Source organism: Paracoccus sp. JM45 (genome assembly GCF_003590715.1).
Taxonomy (GTDB): Bacteria; Pseudomonadota; Alphaproteobacteria; order Rhodobacterales; family Rhodobacteraceae; genus Paracoccus.
Genome location: NZ_QQVY01000003.1, coordinates 213,730 through 228,552, shown reverse-complemented (window position 1 = coordinate 228,552; position 14,823 = coordinate 213,730). Strand labels below are relative to the sequence as shown.

Here is a 14,823-nt window from a genome sequence, read left to right as displayed (position 1 = left end):
CCATGCCGGCATGGCCGCCTCTAAGCGCATGACCTGCAGCCTAAACAGCGATGGCTTTACGCTCAACCCGCCGTGTTCAGCTTTGTTCCGACGCAAGCAACTGCAAGATCGCAGCTTTCATTGCATCGGCATCAGGTCTTTGCGCCACGATCACACGCTGCGCCGGTCCCGTCCATGCCCGCGATGCCGTATCGCTGATTGCGACGATCCACAGGCGGGCTTGCGCGTTTTTTACCTGCTGCGACAGCAGGCTGGCGGATCTTGGCGAAAAAACGGGCAGAATGACAGGGGTTTGTCCCGCAAGCAGCGCCTGCGCCTGTGGCGTGATATCAACCGGCTGCTGGTCATAGACGACGATGCCCCGCACCGGCAGTGTCTTGGCGACATGACGCCCATGCGGATGAACCAGCGGGACAGGGGCTGTGGCGATCAGCGGCAGGATGCTGTCGGCGGTCCCTTGTCCTTCGACCACGTCGAACCCCGCAGACCGCGCGGCCTGCCCCGTCTGCCCGCCCACACAAATGGCAAGCCGTCCCTGCCCTGCGCCCGCCGACGCCACCGCATGGACCGAGGTAAAGACCAACCCCCGCGCCCCATGCAGAACCCCCGCGTCATGGGCAACCGGCACGATCCGCAACACCGGCGCGATGACCGAGGGGACATCGGGCAGCATTGCGGCAAATCGCAGCGCGGCCTTCCGAGGGCGGGTGATCAGAAGCGTGGGGCGTTGGTCCGCTGGCATTGGCATATCCTTGCGCCGGTGCTAGGGCGTTCATGGGTAAGCGCCCCCCTTCTGCAAGGCAAGAGCATGGATGATCTGATCTTTCTGGGCATCGAAAGCAGCTGCGACGATACCGCCGCAGCCGTTGTCACTGGTGACCGCCGCATTCTGTCCAGCGTCGTCTGCAGCCAGACCGACCTGCATGCCAATTTTGGCGGCGTTGTTCCTGAAATCGCCGCCCGCGCCCATGCCGAGCGTCTGGATCTGGCCGTCGAGCAGGCCTTGGATCAGACGGGGCTGGCGCTGTCGGACCTGTCGGGCATTGCCGTGACGGCGGGTCCGGGCCTGATTGGCGGGGTCATGTCGGGCGTCATGTGCGCCAAGGGATTAGCTGCGGGAACAGGTCTACCGCTGGTCGGCGTGAACCATCTGGCGGGTCATGCACTGACCCCGCGCCTGACAGACGGGATCGAATTTCCCTATATGATGCTGCTGGTGTCCGGCGGACATTGCCAGTTCCTGCGCGTGGACGGCCCCGATGATTTCACCCGCATGGGCGGCACCATCGACGACGCCCCCGGCGAGGCGTTTGACAAAATCGCCAAGCTGCTGGCCCTGCCCCAACCCGGTGGCCCCGCCGTGCAGGCCGAGGCGGCCTTGGGCGACCCCAAACGCATCCCTCTGCCCAGACCGCTGCTGGATCGTGCCGGCTGTGACATGTCGTTTTCGGGTCTGAAAACCGCCACCCTGCGGCAGCGCGATGCGATGATCGCCGACCATGGCGGGCTGCGTCAGGGCGACCGCCGTGACCTGTGCGCGGCCTTCCAGACCGCCGTGTCCGATGTGCTGGCCGAAAAATCCCGCCGTGCCTTGGCCGAAAGTCCCGTTCCTGTGCTGGCCGTGGCAGGCGGCGTTGCGGCCAACACCCAGATTCGCGCCGCGCTGGAACAGGTGGCCGCCGATGCAGGTGCGCGCTTCCTTGCACCGCCCTTGGCGCTTTGCACCGACAACGGCGCGATGATCGCTTGGGCCGGGATCGAGCGTTTCCATCAGGGCCACCGTGACGATATGACCTTGGCCGCCCGACCCCGCTGGCCCTTGGACCGCAAGGCCGAACCCATGCTGGGCAGCGGTAAGAAAGGGGCCAAGGCATGACAGTCGCCGTCCTTGGCGCAGGGGCTTTCGGAACCGCGCTGGCCGTGGCGCTGACGGCCAATGGCCCCGTGACGCTGTGGGGTCGCCGGATCGACTGGCAGGGTGAGAACCCGCGTTTGCCGGATGTTCAGATGCCCGATGCCCTGACCGTCACGCAGGATCTGGAGGATGCGCTGACCGCGCAGCTGATCCTGTTGGCCCTGCCCGCGCAGGCGCTTGGCGGCTTTCTGGCGCAGCATGGCCAACGCTTGTCGGGCAAACAATTGGTCAGCACCGCCAAGGGCATTGATTTGTCGCATCTGAACGGTCCCTCGGTCCTGATATCACAGGCATGCCCCGATGCGACAGTGGCGGTGCTAACCGGACCGTCATTCGCGGCCGATATTGCCCGCGGTCTGCCCACGGCCCTGACGCTGGCCTGCACGGATGACACCGTCGGTCGCCGGATGCAGCAGGCACTGTCCACGCCGGTCCTGCGGCTTTATCGCAGCAACGATGTGACGGGGGCCGAACTGGGCGGCGCCTTGAAAAACGTCATTGCCATTGCCGCAGGTGCGGTGATCGGTGCTGGTCTGGGTGACAGCGCCCGCGCGGCAATTATCACCCGCGGCTTTGCCGAAATGACCCGCCTTGCGATCCATCTAGGCGCAAGGCCCGAAACGCTGACAGGACTGTCGGGACTGGGCGACCTGACGCTGACCTGCACGTCCCAAGGGTCGCGCAACTTCCGCTTCGGCGCGGCATTGGGCGCGGGCGATCCCTTCGACCCCTCCACCACCGTCGAGGGTGCCGCCACCGCCCGCGCACTGACCCGCATGGCGGCCCGCGACGGGCTGGACCTTCCGATCGCCGCCATGGTGGCCCGCCTTGCCCAAGGCGCGGTTTCGGTGGAAACTGCCATGGACCATTTGCTCAGCCGCCCTTTAAAGGAAGAATGATGCCCCTGTTTGCCGTGATCTGCCGTGATAAACCCGACGCGCTTGAAATCCGTATGGCCACCCGCGACGCCCATCTGGCGCATCTGCGCGACAGCGGCATCGTGATGTATGCCGGACCGTTCCTGCAGGACGAAAAAATGTGCGGATCGCTGGTTGTGCTGGACACGACCGACCTTACCGCCGCACAGGCATGGGCCGCAGCCGATCCTTATAAGCACGCGGGACTGTTCGATTCGGTCGAAGTCATCGAATGGAAGAAGGTGGTCGGCTGATGGCCTATTGGCTTTTCAAATCCGAACCCAACGTTTTCGGCTGGGACGATCTGGTTGCCAAGGGTGATCAGGGCGAGGAATGGGACGGTGTCCGCAACTATCAGGCGCGCAATATGATGCGGTCGATGGCGGTGGGCGATCAGGCCCTGTTCTATCATTCAAACATCGGCAAAGAAGCTGTCGGCATCTGCGAGGTCATCGCCCTTGCCCATCCCGACAGCAAGGCCAACGATATCCGCTGGGAATGCGTCGATATCAAAGCCGTTCGCAAACTGCCCCGCGCCGTATCGCTGGAGGAGGCCAAGGCCGAACCGCGTCTGGCCGATATGGTGCTGGTCAATAACACGCGCCTGTCCGTGCAACCTGTCACGGACGGCGAATGGGCCATCATCATGGAGCTTTCGGGCGCCGATAGCTGATCACATTCCAAAGGGGCGTTCTTGCCCCTTCTTTCCGGGACTCTGCCGCGCTAGGTTCCACCCGTCCCACACCTCAGGAGGTCACATGGCCCAGCGTCTGCATTTCGTTTTCGGCGGAGAGCTTGTCGATCCGCAAGGAACCCAGTTCCGCGACCCCGATAACATCCATATGGTCGGCATTTTCCCGTCATACGACGCCGCCCATGCCGCATGGAAGGCCGAGGCACAGCGCACCGTGGACAGCGCCCATACCCGCTATTTTATCGCGCATCTTCACCGCCTGCGCGACGAGGAACGCGAAGTCAGCCCGACCGAAGAACTGGGTAAATAATGCCAGGGGCGGGGCTGGGTCGACTTGCGCTGTGGTGGCATCTGCGCGCCCGGCATGGAACCGATCCCGCCCTGCCCGTGATTCCCTCAGGTTCCGGCCCGGGGCTGGTCATGCATGTCTCTGCCGATGCGGCGCGGGCTGAAACGCAGATCCTGCGTCGTTTGTCCCAAGCCCGCCCAGACCTGCGGATCATCCGCATTCCCGACCCTGACGGCGACAATGCGGGCCTTGATGCCGAAGCCTCGGCGCAGTTGCTGGACCGGTCGCAACCTGCTGCGGTCCTGCTGATCGGCACGGAACTGCCACCCGCCCTGATCTTGGCCGCCCATGCCCGCAATATTCCTTTGGTTATGGCGGAATTCCGTCTGCGATCCCGCGATCTTGGTTGGGGCATGCAATCTGCCATGCGTCGCCAATTGCTGTCCCTGATGACGACGGTCATGTTGACCAATACCGCCAGCATGCAGATTGCCCGACGGATGTCGCTGGACCATAGCCGTATCAGCATGACCGGCCCTGTGTCGGAAATCCGCGAACCGCTGCATTGTTCGGAAACCGAACGCGCCTCGATGGCCCAGCAGATGAATGGCCGCCATGCGTGGTTCGCCTCCAGCCTGCCGCAATCCGAGGAAGGGCCGGTTCTGGCCGCCCATCAGGCCGCCCTGCGTCATTCCCATCGCGCGCTGCTGATCCTGTCCCCGCGCGATTCAGCACGAATCGACCTGCTGGCGCTGGAAATCGAATCAGCTGGTATGACTGTCGCCCGCCGAAGCGAGGATGAGGATCTGAGCGACGAGGTTCAGGTGCTGCTGACAGACGGTCCGACCGAAATGGGCCTGTGGTACCGCCTGGCCCCCGTCAGCTTTATGGGCGGCACCCTTGCGGGGGAAGAAAACGCCATGCGTCACCCCTTTGAACCCGCAGCCCTTGGATCGGCCATTGTCCACGGCCCCGCAAGCGGGATGTTTGCCACCGAATGGCAACAGCTGGACGGTGCCAATGCCGCCAGAAAGGTCCGCACCCCCGAGGATCTGGCCGTCACCATCACCGAACTGACCCAGCCCGAGATGATCGCCGCCCTTGCCAGCAACGCATGGACCGTCAGCACCGGTGGCGCGGATGTGGCCATCACCATCACCCGTGCCGTGCAATCCGTGCTGCAGGCCGGACAGGACGCCGAAAGGACCGCCCCGTGAACAAGCCCCCCGCTTTCTGGTTCATCCGACCCGCGACATTAAAGGCACGGCTTCTAGCCCCCCTTGGTGCCGCCTATGCCGCAGCCACTGCCCGACGGCTGGCGGGCGGGGCACGTGCCCGTGCGGGTGTGCCTGTCCTTTGCGTTGGCAATCTGAATGCGGGCGGGACAGGCAAGACCCCAACCGTGATCCATCTGCAGATGCTGCTGGCTGCGCGTGGGATTGATGCGCATGTCGTTTCGCGCGGTTATGGCGGCAGCGCCAAGGGCCCTTTGCGCGTCGAAGAAGGCCAGCATGATGCCACCCTGACAGGGGATGAGCCTTTGTTGATGGCCGCCTTCGGTCCTGTCTGGGTCAGCGACGACCGGCTGGCCGGTGCACAGGCGGCTGTTCGGGCGGGGGCGCAGGCAGTCATTCTGGATGACGGCTTTCAGGATCCTGCGCTGGCGCATGATCTGGGGCTGGTCGTGGTGGATGCGGCCAAGGGCTTTGGCAACGGACTTTGCCTGCCTGCCGGTCCTTTGCGCGAACCTGTCGCCAAAGGGCTGGCCCGCGCCGATCTGTTGCTGTCGATCGGCCCTGACGCCGCACAGGCGGGTTTTCCCACCCCGAAGGCGGCCCCCACGCATCTGCGCGGGCAATTGGCACCCTTACAGACCGGCATCAACTGGCAGGGCCACCGCGTTCTGGCCTTTGCAGGTATCGGCCACCCCGAGAAATTCTTTACCACCCTGCGCGACCTTGGTGCCGATCTGATCCGCGCCGAACCGCTAGAGGATCACCAGCCTTTTACCCAATCCCTGCTGACGCGGCTGGAAACGGAATCGCGGATGCTGGGTGCGCAGCTGGTCACCACCGAAAAGGATGCCGCCCGTCTGCCGCGATCCTTCCGCATGAAGGTCATGGCACTGCCGGTGCGTCTGTCGCTGGACGATCCGGCGCCCTTGGACATTGCGCTGGACCGCTTGTTTCCGCCGAAGGTTTGAAATTCGCAGCGAAATGCCGATATAGGCAATCAGGACTTCCCGCCGAAAGGACCACATATGTCGCGCAATGCCCAAGCAAGGCTAAGCTTCTATCTGCTGCTGGTGCTGACGCTTTACGCCTCGGTTGTGGGGGTGGGATAAGGTTATGGCACAACGCTTTACGGGGCAGTTCTCGCCCAAGAACATCCTGCGCAACAATCTGCCAGACAGCGGGCCGGTTGTGCCGCCAACCCCGCGCCACCCGCATGAAAGCCGCCCCAAGTGGATCACGCTTGCGGCCTCGCCCTTTCTGCTGGGCGCGTTTTTTCAGGGCGCGACAGGGCTTGTCACCGATCTGGCCGCATTCGGCCTGATTGCCAGCGGCATGTGGATGACCCGCGAAGGACTGGTTGCACAGGCGATGTACGACGCCCGCCGCGTTGCCCGCCGCCCCGCCATCCCGCGCAAGCTGTTCGGCGGCGTTCTGGGTGGTCTGGGTCTGGGGCTTGGGGCGGCTGATCCCGGACTTTGGGCGCAGGCAGGGCTGATCGGCGGGGCGGGTCTGGTCCTGCACCAGATCAGCTTTGGGCTGGACCCTATGCGTGACAAGGGCCGTGAAGGCGTGGACAGCTTCCAGCAGGATCGCGCCCAACGTATGATCGACGAAGGCGAAAGCTATCTCGAACAGATGACCGATGCCATCGCCCGCGCGGGCGACCGTCGGGTTCAGGCACGTGTCGATATGTTTGCCGCCACCGTGCAGCATCTGTTCGACCGTGTCAGGGATAACCCCGGCGGACTGTCTTCGGCACGCCGCTATCTGGGTGTCTATCTGATGGGCGCGCGGGATGCGACGATCCGCTTTGCGGACCTTTATTCCCGAACACAGGATAAGGCAGCGCGTGCCAAATATACCGAATTTCTGGATGATCTGGAAAAAGATTTCATCGCACGTTCGGACCGCCTGCTTGATGGTGATCGTGACGCGCTGGACATCGAAATGTCGGTGCTGCGCGACCGTCTGGCCCGCGAAGGGCTGACAGGTGCCGCCACCTCGGTCACGCCTGACGATCCCCCTGCCCTGCAAAGCCAAGAGGCGCAGACGCTGGATGACCTGTTGAAAACCCCACAGAAAGCGCCACGCGACTGATGCCACGTTTTGCCCTGAAGATCGAATATGACGGCGCACCCTTTGCCGGTTGGCAGGCACAAGCCCGGCAAGTCACCGTCCAAGGCGCGATCGAGGCTGCCTTGGCCAAGCTGGACCCCGGCTTTGCGGCGGGCGCACGCATTGCCGCTGCGGGTCGCACAGACGCAGGCGTCCACGCCACCGGACAGGTCGCCCATGCCGAACTGATGCGCGACTGGGACCCCTTCCGCCTGTCCGAGGCGCTGAACTGGCATCTGAAACCCGCACCCGTTGTCGTGCTGCACGCGGCCAAAGTCGATGACGACTTCCATGCCCGTTTTTCCGCACTGGAACGTCGCTATACCTTCCGCCTGGTCAGCCGCCGTGCGCCAATGACCCATCAGCGTGGCAATGTCTGGCAGGTACTTTTGCCTTTGGATATCGACGCCATGCGCGAAGGTGCGGCGCATCTGATCGGGCTGCATGATTTCACGACGTTCCGGTCCTCGATCTGTCAGGCGAAAAGTCCTGTCAAAACGATGGATGAAATCTCGATCGAGGAACTGCCCATGCCTTATGGGACGGAATACCGGTTCTTTTTGCGGGCGCGGTCTTTCCTGCACAATCAGGTCAGGTCGATCGTTGGCACTCTGGAACGGGTCGGCGCCGGATCATGGCATCCTGATCGTGTGGCACAGGCGCTGGCTGATTGTAGCCGCGCCGCCTGCGGGCCGGTATGCCCGCCGCAGGGCCTGTATCTGTCAGGTGTGGGTTATCCCTTTGACCCGTTCGAAGGCGATTTGACCGGACGCGGCGAAGGGCCGATCGGCAAATAGGATTTTCCGCGGCGGCGGCGTCGCGGGCGTTCATCCTTGCGGGCGATGACGATGGCCAGCGTCCTCCACAAAATCCACAGATCCAGCCGCAAGGTGCGGTGGCGCTGATAGATCAGATCGATCTTCAGCTTGGCTGGCAGGCAGCGGCGGTAATAGGCAGCCTCGGTCGCGCGGGCGGATTTGCAGCGGGCCAGAATACGGTCTTCGTGGCGATGATAGATCAGCGTTGCCAGACCTGTGACCCCGGGGCGGCTGTGCAGCACCTGCGCATAAACAGCGGGGAAGCGTTCGACATATTCACGCAAGGGCGGACGCGGTCCGACAAAGCTCATGTCGCCGATCAGAATGTTGAACAGTTGCGGCAGTTCATCGATTCGCGACCGGCGCAGGAACCTGCCCATAGGGGTAATCCGCCACGCTTTATGCGCACCGGTCGCCCCGAAATCGCCTTCCTTGCACAGCATGGTGCGGAATTTCCACTGGGTGAACGGCGTGTCGGGGGTCTTCATGCGGTGGGCCGCATAAAAGATCGGACGACCCTGAAGGATCAGCAGAACCAGCGCGACAGCCAGCATCACGAATGACAAGGGGATCAGCAGGAACAGCGCAAAACAGATATCGAAGGCACGTTTGGACAGCGGCATAGGGTTCACGCCGGGTGCTTTCGCCTCGCCGATGAACCACGCCATTTTGGGCGCGGTCAGTTTTGCGGCGTCGGCCTTATCCCAGTCATGGTGGATCGTCACGATACCGTCCGCTTCCAAAGTTACATGCACAAGCACCCTATTTCCGCTAACACGGCTTGCATACAATGAAAACGGGGGCGGCGGTTTCCTGCGCAATCACTTGCACCAGCATGGCAGTTCGGCCACTGTTCAGGGGAAACAGAACAAGGCACATCCGAGAAGATGCGTAAATTTCTGGTCCTTCTGGACGACAGCAGAGAATGTCTGAACGCCATGCGGTTCGCGGCGATGCGGGCTGCCAACACCGGCGGTGCGGTGGTGATCATGTCGGTCATTGCCGCCGATGATATCCAGCACGGCTTTGGTGTCGCCGATGTCATGCGCGCCGAGGCCCGCGAAAGGATCGAGGCCCATTTCGAGGTTTTCGCCAAATGGATGCGGTCGCGTCCCAAGATAGAACCCGAACTGGTGATCCGCGAAGGCGACCCCGCCGAGGAGTTGCTGGCACAGATCGAGCAGGACGGAGAGATCGGCGTTGTCGTTTTGGGGTTGAACGGCGAAAAGGGCGGGCAGAATCCGGTCCTGTCGCGCCTGCTGCGCGATCCGACCTATCTGCCCTGCGCGATCACATTGGTGCCGGGCGATCTGTCGAAAGAACGGCTCGAGGCGATTACCTGACGGCTTGACCCGCGCCCTGCCCATAGCCATATCAGCTTCAAAGGAGCTGCCCCATGTTTATCCAGACCGAGACCACCCCGAATCCAGCCACGCTGAAATTCCTGCCCGGCGAAACGGTGCTGGGCAGTGGCACGGCCGATTTTCCCAATCCTGATACCGGCGCCAGTTCGCCCCTGGCGCGGCGCATCTTTGCCGTCGAAGGCGTGACCGGCGTATTCCTTGGCCGCGATTTTGTGACCGTCACGAAATCCGACGACCAGTTGTGGGACCACCTGAAACCTTCGGTTCTGGGCGCGATCATGGAACACTTCCAATCGGGTGCACCCGCCATCGAAGGGGCCGCGCCCGAAAGCGCAGGCCATGCTGCCCATGATGGTCCGGATGAAGAAATTGTCGGCCAGATCAAGGAATTGCTGGATACGCGTGTGCGCCCTGCCGTGGCACAGGATGGCGGCGACATCACGTTCCACGGTTTCGATCGCGGTATCGTCTATCTGCATATGCAGGGGGCCTGTGCAGGCTGCCCCTCGTCGACGCTGACGTTGAAGATGGGGATCGAGAACCTGCTTCGCCACTATATTCCCGAGGTGATCGAGGTCCGTCCCGTTGCCTGATCCGCTGATTCTTGGATTTGACACATCGGCCGCGCATTGCGCGGCCGCTTTGTTGCGTGGGCCGGATGTTCTGGTGCAGCGACAGGAAGACATGACTAAAGGACAGGCCGAACGCCTGATGCCCTTGCTGGAGGAGCTTCTGGCCGAGGCTGGTGTGACATGGAAAGATCTGACGGCATTGGGCGTCGGCATCGGGCCGGGAAATTTTACCGGCGTCAGGATTGCGGTATCAGCGGCACGCGCCCTGTCCTTGGCCCTGAAAATTCCAGCGATCGGCATCAGCGCGACCGAGGCGGCGGCATATGACCTGCCCCGCCCGTGTCGTATCATCATCCCCACGCGGGCCGATCAGGTCATCTGGCAGGATTTCACCATTGAACCGCAAGAAGGCAGCCGTCCGCAGCAAGCTGCGACCGGCGCGCTGCCGCCCGGCCCCGCGCCGGCTGCGCCGGCGGTTCCACCAGCCGTTGCCATCGCGCGGTTGGCGGCCTTGCGTGCAGGCGCCCCCGCTTTGCGTCCGGCGCCTTTGTATATGCGTCCTGCCGATGCGGCACCTGCGCGGGATGCACCGCCGTTGATCCTGCCATGAACTGCCCCGACAGGCTGGCCGACCTGCACGCCCGTTGCTTCACAACTCCGCGCCCGTGGTCCGCATCGGAATTCGCATCACTGATCATGACCAAGGGCGTCTTCCTTCTGGAGGAAAACGGCGGCTTCCTTCTAGGCCGCGCCATCGCCGGAGAAGCCGAGCTGTTGACCATTGCGGTTGACCCCGAACGGCAACGTGGCGGAATTGGCCGGCATCTTGTTGCCCGCTTTAGCAGCACGGCCCGCGATATGGATGCAACAGATGCCTTTCTTGAGGTCGCATCCGACAACCATGCAGCCAAGGCGCTTTATTTAGCCACAGGCTGGCTGGAAGCCGGTGTCAGACGCGGTTATTACGGTCCGCGAACGGATGCCATCGTGATGCGTCTGACGCTGCGTAGCGGCCAATAAGGCGGTTGACCGGCCCAGACTGATGCGCCCTAATCATGCTTATCGAACGGGCCTGCTGAATCGCCCGCAAAAACAGGATGAGGTTATTAATGTCTCTGATCAAATCGCTTCTAGCTGGTACGGCACTGACAGCACTGACAGCACTGACGACGGGCGTTGCCCTTGCCGAACCGGCGCTGATCTATGATCTGGGCGGAAAATTCGACAAATCCTTCAACGAGGCGGCATTTGCGGGCGCCACGCGTTGGGTCGAAGAAACCGGCGGCACCTATCGCGAACTGGAAATGCAATCCGAAGCACAGCGTGAACAGGCGCTGCGCCGTCTGGCCGAAGTCGGTGCAAACCCGATTGTCATGACCGGTTTTGCCTTCGGTGACGTTCTGACCCAGATCGCAGGCGATTATCCCGACACGAAATTTGCCATTATCGACATGGTGGTCGAGGCCCCGAACGTTCAATCCATTGTCTTCACCGAAGAACAGGGCAGCTATCTGGCCGGTGTTATGGCGGGCATGAAATCCGAAAGCGGCACGGTCGGATTTATTGGCGGTATGGATATTCCGCTGATCCATAAGTTCGAATGCGGCTTTGCGCAGGGTTTCAAATCGACCCAGCCCGAAGGCAACGTCCTAGTCAATTATACCGGCACCACGCCTGCTGCATGGAACGACCCGGTCAAAGGCGGCGAATTGGCCCGCGCGCAGAAATCGCAAGGCGCTGACGTGATCTATGCAGCGGCTGGCGGCACCGGCATCGGTATTTTGCAAGCTGCAGCCGACGAAGGCATCCTGTCGATCGGCGTGGACAGCAACCAGAACCACCTGCATCCCGGACAGGTTCTGACCTCGATGGTCAAGCGCGTGGACAATGCTGTTTTTGACGCATTCACCGCAGGCGACCAGCTGATGCCCGGCATCAAGGTCATGGATCTGGCCGCAGGTGGCGTCGATATTGTTGTCGATGATTCCAACCGCGATCTGGTGGATGCCGAAATGCAGACTGCCGTCGATGAAGCCAAGGCCGGCATTTCCGGCGGCGAAATTGCCGTCCACGACTATATGTCCGACAACGCCTGCCCGGCTTCGTAATGACAGCCGCAAGTGACATGATGGGGGGGCGGTCGGCCACGACCGCCCCCGCTGCAATCGAGCTGCGCGGCATCTCGAAGGCATTCGGGCCGGTTCAGGCAAATCGCAATATTAATCTTAATGTCCCCAAGGGCACCATTCACGGCATTATTGGCGAAAATGGTGCAGGTAAATCGACTTTGATGTCGATCCTTTACGGCTTTTACAAACCTGACAGCGGTCAGGTGCTGGTGAATGGCCAACCGATCAGCATCGCGGACAGCCAGACGGCGATCCGCGCAGGCATCGGCATGGTCTTCCAGCATTTCAAGCTGGTGCAGAATTTCACGGTGTTGGAAAACATCATCCTTGGCGTCGAAGACGGTGCGCTGCTGCGCCCCTCGCTGTCCAAGGCACGCGGCGTGCTGAAACAGCTAGCCGCCGAATACCAGCTGAACGTCGACCCCGACGAGGTGATCGAGAACCTCTCGGTCGGTCACCAGCAGCGGGTCGAGATCCTGAAGGCGCTGTATCGTCAGGCCGATATCCTAATTCTTGACGAACCGACCGGCGTGCTGACCCCCGCCGAGGCCGATCACCTGTTCCGCATTCTTGAAGGGCTGCGCGACGAGGGCAAGACCATCATCCTGATCACGCATAAACTGCGCGAAATCATGGATATCACCGACGACGTCAGCGTCATGCGGCGCGGGGAAATGGTCGCCTCGGTCAAGACATCCGAAACCAGCCCCGAACATCTGGCCGAGCTGATGGTCGGTCGCAAGGTGCTGCTGAACGTCGAAAAGACCCCTGCCGCCCCTGCCGCCCCTGCCGCCCCCGTGCTCGAGGTGCGCAACCTGACCATGACCGACGACGAGGGCGTCCAGCGCCTGCGCGGCATCGATCTGGACATCCGCGCGGGCGAAATTCTGGGCATCGCCGGTGTCAGTGGCAACGGTCAGACCATGCTGCTGGAAATCCTTGGTGGCTATCCCCCAAAAGGCAGCAAGGTCGCGGGCGAAATCCGCATGAACGGCCAGCCCCTGCCCATCGGCGGTCGCGGCTGCGACGCGGCACAGCGCCGCCGCGCAGGCATCGGCCACATCCCCGAGGATCGTCAGGTCGAAGGCCTGATTATGGATTTCGCCGCTTGGGAAAATGTCGCCTTCGGTTATCAGGATGCACCTGAATTCACCAAGGGCATGCTGATGGACAATGCCGCCATCAAGGCCGATGCGGAAGCCAAGATGGAACGCTTCGACGTCCGCCCGCGCAACGCCAATCTGGCAGCACGCAACTTTTCGGGCGGCAACCAGCAAAAGATCGTCGTGGCCCGCGAAATCGAGCGGAACCCCGACCTGCTGCTGATCGGCCAGCCGACGCGCGGCGTCGATATCGGCGCGATCGAATTTATCCACAAACGCATCATCGAATTGCGGGACGCGGGCAAAGCCATTCTTCTGGTCAGTGTCGAACTGGACGAGATTCTGGCCCTGTCGGACCGTATCACCGTCATGTTCGATGGCCGCATTATGGGCGAACGCCTGCCCGAAAACACCACCACCGGCGAATTGGGCCTGCTGATGGCGGGCGTTACCGATACCGCACATACCCCCGACGACGCAGGCATTCCCCCCGAATCCGCCCACGTCGAGACACTGCCGCAGGAGCCCGCATAATGGACAAGATGCCAAAATGGGCTGACGTGATCCTGACCCCGCTGATATCGCTGGTGCTTGCCATGGCGATATCGGCGCTGGTCATTCTGGCCATCGGGGAAAGCCCCGTCATGGCCATGAAAACCATGGTCGAGGGGGCGCTTGGTTCCAGCTATGGCTGGGGCTTCACGCTTTATTACGCCACGAATTTCATCTTTACCGGACTGGCCGTGATGGTCGCCTATCACGCCAGTCTGTTCAACATCGGTGGCGAAGGTCAGGCCGCCATGGGTGGCCTTGGGGTCGCGCTGGTACTGCTGTACCTGCCGCTGCCGCATTGGGCCATCGCCCTGCCGGTCGCGATGATTGGGGCGGCGGCTTTTGGCGCGGCATGGGCGTTTATTCCTGCCTATTTGCAGGCCAAACGCGGCAGCCACATCGTGATTACCACGATCATGTTCAACTTTATCGCCGCCGCGGCGCTGAACTATGTTCTGGTTAACAAGCTGCGCCCCGTGGGCAGCATGGACCCCGCCTCGGCCCGCTTTCCCGAATCGACCCATCTTCCCGCGCTGACCGATATTTTCGCCGGTCTGGGAATGGAATGGGGCAAGAACACGCCGGTCAATGTGACCTTCCTGATCGCCGTTCTTGCCTGCCTGCTGGTTTGGCTGCTGATCTGGCGCACCAAACTGGGGTACGAGATTCGCGTTCTAGGCAAATCCGAACCTGGTGCTGTCTATGCAGGCATCAGCCCCGTCAAGATCACCGTCATCGCGATGCTGATTTCTGGCGGGTTAGCCGGTTTGATGGCGATCAACAACGTCATGGGCGAATCCGAGCGTCTGGTTCTGAACGCGGTCGAGGGTGCGGGCTTTATCGGCATCGCTGTTGCCCTGATGGGCCGCAACCACCCCTTCGGCATCCTGCTGGCGGCGCTGCTGTTCGGCTTTCTGTATCAAGGGGGCGGGGAACTGGCGCTCTGGACCAGTATCCCGCGTGAATTGATCGTCGTCATTCAGGCGCTGGTCATCCTGTTTACCGGTGCGCTGGACAATATGGTCCGCATGCCGTTGGAGCGGTTGTTCCTGTCGATGCGACGCACGAACGGGGGCGCGAAATGAAACTGAAAGATTCACTGATTGCGCTGATTGTTCTG

18 protein-coding genes are annotated in these 14,823 nt (G+C 62.1%); 16 read left to right on the top strand and 2 right to left on the bottom strand.

The features are described from left to right. Window positions 1–76 precede the first annotated feature (76 nt). A complete protein-coding gene (locus tag DWB67_RS06765) occupies window positions 77–742 on the bottom strand; it encodes a uroporphyrinogen-III synthase (RefSeq protein ID WP_119806764.1) in 666 nt (221 codons plus the stop codon). Between the two features lie 66 nt (window positions 743–808). On the opposite strand from DWB67_RS06765, the gene tsaD reads away from it, so the two are divergent. From tsaD to truA, 9 genes are all read left to right on the top strand, one after another. Further along, on the top strand, window positions 809–1,876 hold the full coding sequence (gene tsaD, locus DWB67_RS06760) for a tRNA (adenosine(37)-N6)-threonylcarbamoyltransferase complex transferase subunit TsaD (RefSeq protein ID WP_119806763.1): 1,068 nt from the start codon (window positions 809–811) through the stop codon (window positions 1,874–1,876). Beyond that, on the top strand, window positions 1,873–2,814 hold the full coding sequence (locus DWB67_RS06755; RefSeq protein WP_119806762.1) for an NAD(P)H-dependent glycerol-3-phosphate dehydrogenase: 942 nt from the start codon (window positions 1,873–1,875) through the stop codon (window positions 2,812–2,814). The genes tsaD and DWB67_RS06755 overlap by 4 nt, the downstream gene beginning before the upstream one ends. Beyond that, a complete protein-coding gene (locus DWB67_RS06750) occupies window positions 2,814–3,086 on the top strand; it encodes a YciI family protein (RefSeq protein ID WP_119806761.1) in 273 nt (90 codons plus the stop codon). Before DWB67_RS06755 ends, DWB67_RS06750 begins: the two co-directional genes overlap by 1 nt. Continuing rightward, complete coding sequence (locus DWB67_RS06745; protein WP_119806760.1) at window positions 3,086–3,505, top strand: EVE domain-containing protein; 420 nt, start codon at window positions 3,086–3,088, stop codon at window positions 3,503–3,505. Before DWB67_RS06750 ends, DWB67_RS06745 begins: the two co-directional genes overlap by 1 nt. Before the next feature lie 85 nt (window positions 3,506–3,590). After that, on the top strand, window positions 3,591–3,836 hold the full coding sequence (locus DWB67_RS06740) for a DUF4170 domain-containing protein (protein ID WP_119806759.1): 246 nt from the start codon (window positions 3,591–3,593) through the stop codon (window positions 3,834–3,836). 110 nt (window positions 3,837–3,946) lie between these two features. Beyond that, entirely contained in the window at window positions 3,947–5,032 is a 1,086-nt protein-coding gene (locus tag DWB67_RS06735) for a 3-deoxy-D-manno-octulosonic acid transferase (RefSeq protein ID WP_182911512.1), read from the top strand. Next, a complete protein-coding gene (gene lpxK / locus DWB67_RS06730) occupies window positions 5,029–6,018 on the top strand; it encodes a tetraacyldisaccharide 4'-kinase (RefSeq protein WP_255418580.1) in 990 nt (329 codons plus the stop codon). Before DWB67_RS06735 ends, lpxK begins: the two co-directional genes overlap by 4 nt. Window positions 6,019–6,163: 145 nt before the next feature. Beyond that, window positions 6,164–7,147, top strand: coding sequence for a 5-bromo-4-chloroindolyl phosphate hydrolysis family protein (locus DWB67_RS06725; RefSeq protein WP_119806756.1), 984 nt, complete (start codon window positions 6,164–6,166; stop codon window positions 7,145–7,147). Beyond that, a complete protein-coding gene (truA, locus tag DWB67_RS06720) occupies window positions 7,147–7,962 on the top strand; it encodes a tRNA pseudouridine(38-40) synthase TruA (protein ID WP_119806755.1) in 816 nt (271 codons plus the stop codon). The genes DWB67_RS06725 and truA overlap by 1 nt, the downstream gene beginning before the upstream one ends. On the opposite strand, the gene DWB67_RS06715 is transcribed toward truA, so the two are convergent. Further along, entirely contained in the window at window positions 7,899–8,708 is an 810-nt protein-coding gene (locus tag DWB67_RS06715) for a sugar transferase (protein WP_119806915.1), read from the bottom strand. The genes truA and DWB67_RS06715 overlap by 64 nt on opposite strands. A 162-nt stretch (window positions 8,709–8,870) precedes the next feature. On the opposite strand from DWB67_RS06715, the gene DWB67_RS06710 reads away from it, so the two are divergent. The 7 genes from DWB67_RS06710 to DWB67_RS06680 all read left to right on the top strand — a co-directional run bounded on the left by DWB67_RS06710 (window position 8,871) and on the right by DWB67_RS06680 (window position 14,788). Further along, window positions 8,871–9,326, top strand: a complete 456-nt coding sequence (locus tag DWB67_RS06710) for a universal stress protein (protein ID WP_119806754.1) — start codon at window positions 8,871–8,873, stop codon at window positions 9,324–9,326. A gap of 53 nt (window positions 9,327–9,379) precedes the next feature. After that, the gene (locus DWB67_RS06705) at window positions 9,380–9,940 is read left to right on the top strand and encodes a NifU family protein (protein ID WP_119806753.1); all 561 of its coding nucleotides are present in this window, start codon (window positions 9,380–9,382) and stop codon (window positions 9,938–9,940) included. After that, a complete protein-coding gene (gene tsaB / locus DWB67_RS06700) occupies window positions 9,933–10,529 on the top strand; it encodes a tRNA (adenosine(37)-N6)-threonylcarbamoyltransferase complex dimerization subunit type 1 TsaB (protein WP_119806752.1) in 597 nt (198 codons plus the stop codon). Before DWB67_RS06705 ends, tsaB begins: the two co-directional genes overlap by 8 nt. Continuing rightward, window positions 10,526–10,939 (top strand): GNAT family N-acetyltransferase, encoded by a 414-nt coding sequence (locus DWB67_RS06695; protein WP_119806751.1) that lies wholly within the window; start codon window positions 10,526–10,528, stop codon window positions 10,937–10,939. Before tsaB ends, DWB67_RS06695 begins: the two co-directional genes overlap by 4 nt. An 89-nt stretch (window positions 10,940–11,028) precedes the next feature. Then, on the top strand, window positions 11,029–12,027 hold the full coding sequence (locus DWB67_RS06690; protein ID WP_119806750.1) for a BMP family protein: 999 nt from the start codon (window positions 11,029–11,031) through the stop codon (window positions 12,025–12,027). Beyond that, window positions 12,027–13,685, top strand: a complete 1,659-nt coding sequence (locus DWB67_RS06685) for an ABC transporter ATP-binding protein (RefSeq protein WP_119806749.1) — start codon at window positions 12,027–12,029, stop codon at window positions 13,683–13,685. Before DWB67_RS06690 ends, DWB67_RS06685 begins: the two co-directional genes overlap by 1 nt. Then, complete coding sequence (locus DWB67_RS06680) at window positions 13,685–14,788, top strand: ABC transporter permease (protein ID WP_119806748.1); 1,104 nt, start codon at window positions 13,685–13,687, stop codon at window positions 14,786–14,788. Before DWB67_RS06685 ends, DWB67_RS06680 begins: the two co-directional genes overlap by 1 nt. Window positions 14,789–14,823 lie beyond the last annotated feature (35 nt).

What these genes read in the sequence shown, in the direction of transcription:
- DWB67_RS06765 (WP_119806764.1), bottom strand. Translation starts at nt 742, where the DNA reads ATGCCAGCGGACCAACGCCCCACGCTTCTGATCACCCGCCCTCGGAAG.
- tsaD (WP_119806763.1), top strand. Translation starts at nt 809, where the DNA reads ATGGATGATCTGATCTTTCTGGGCATCGAAAGCAGCTGCGACGATACC.
- DWB67_RS06755 (WP_119806762.1), top strand. Translation starts at nt 1,873, where the DNA reads ATGACAGTCGCCGTCCTTGGCGCAGGGGCTTTCGGAACCGCGCTGGCC.
- DWB67_RS06750 (WP_119806761.1), top strand. Translation starts at nt 2,814, where the DNA reads ATGCCCCTGTTTGCCGTGATCTGCCGTGATAAACCCGACGCGCTTGAA.
- DWB67_RS06745 (WP_119806760.1), top strand. Translation starts at nt 3,086, where the DNA reads ATGGCCTATTGGCTTTTCAAATCCGAACCCAACGTTTTCGGCTGGGAC.
- DWB67_RS06740 (WP_119806759.1), top strand. Translation starts at nt 3,591, where the DNA reads ATGGCCCAGCGTCTGCATTTCGTTTTCGGCGGAGAGCTTGTCGATCCG.
- DWB67_RS06735 (WP_182911512.1), top strand. Translation starts at nt 3,947, where the DNA reads ATGCATGTCTCTGCCGATGCGGCGCGGGCTGAAACGCAGATCCTGCGT.
- DWB67_RS06725 (WP_119806756.1), top strand. Translation starts at nt 6,164, where the DNA reads ATGGCACAACGCTTTACGGGGCAGTTCTCGCCCAAGAACATCCTGCGC.
- truA (WP_119806755.1), top strand. Translation starts at nt 7,147, where the DNA reads ATGCCACGTTTTGCCCTGAAGATCGAATATGACGGCGCACCCTTTGCC.
- DWB67_RS06710 (WP_119806754.1), top strand. Translation starts at nt 8,871, where the DNA reads ATGCGTAAATTTCTGGTCCTTCTGGACGACAGCAGAGAATGTCTGAAC.
- DWB67_RS06705 (WP_119806753.1), top strand. Translation starts at nt 9,380, where the DNA reads ATGTTTATCCAGACCGAGACCACCCCGAATCCAGCCACGCTGAAATTC.
- DWB67_RS06695 (WP_119806751.1), top strand. Translation starts at nt 10,526, where the DNA reads ATGAACTGCCCCGACAGGCTGGCCGACCTGCACGCCCGTTGCTTCACA.
- DWB67_RS06690 (WP_119806750.1), top strand. Translation starts at nt 11,029, where the DNA reads ATGTCTCTGATCAAATCGCTTCTAGCTGGTACGGCACTGACAGCACTG.
- DWB67_RS06685 (WP_119806749.1), top strand. Translation starts at nt 12,027, where the DNA reads ATGACAGCCGCAAGTGACATGATGGGGGGGCGGTCGGCCACGACCGCC.
- DWB67_RS06680 (WP_119806748.1), top strand. Translation starts at nt 13,685, where the DNA reads ATGGACAAGATGCCAAAATGGGCTGACGTGATCCTGACCCCGCTGATA.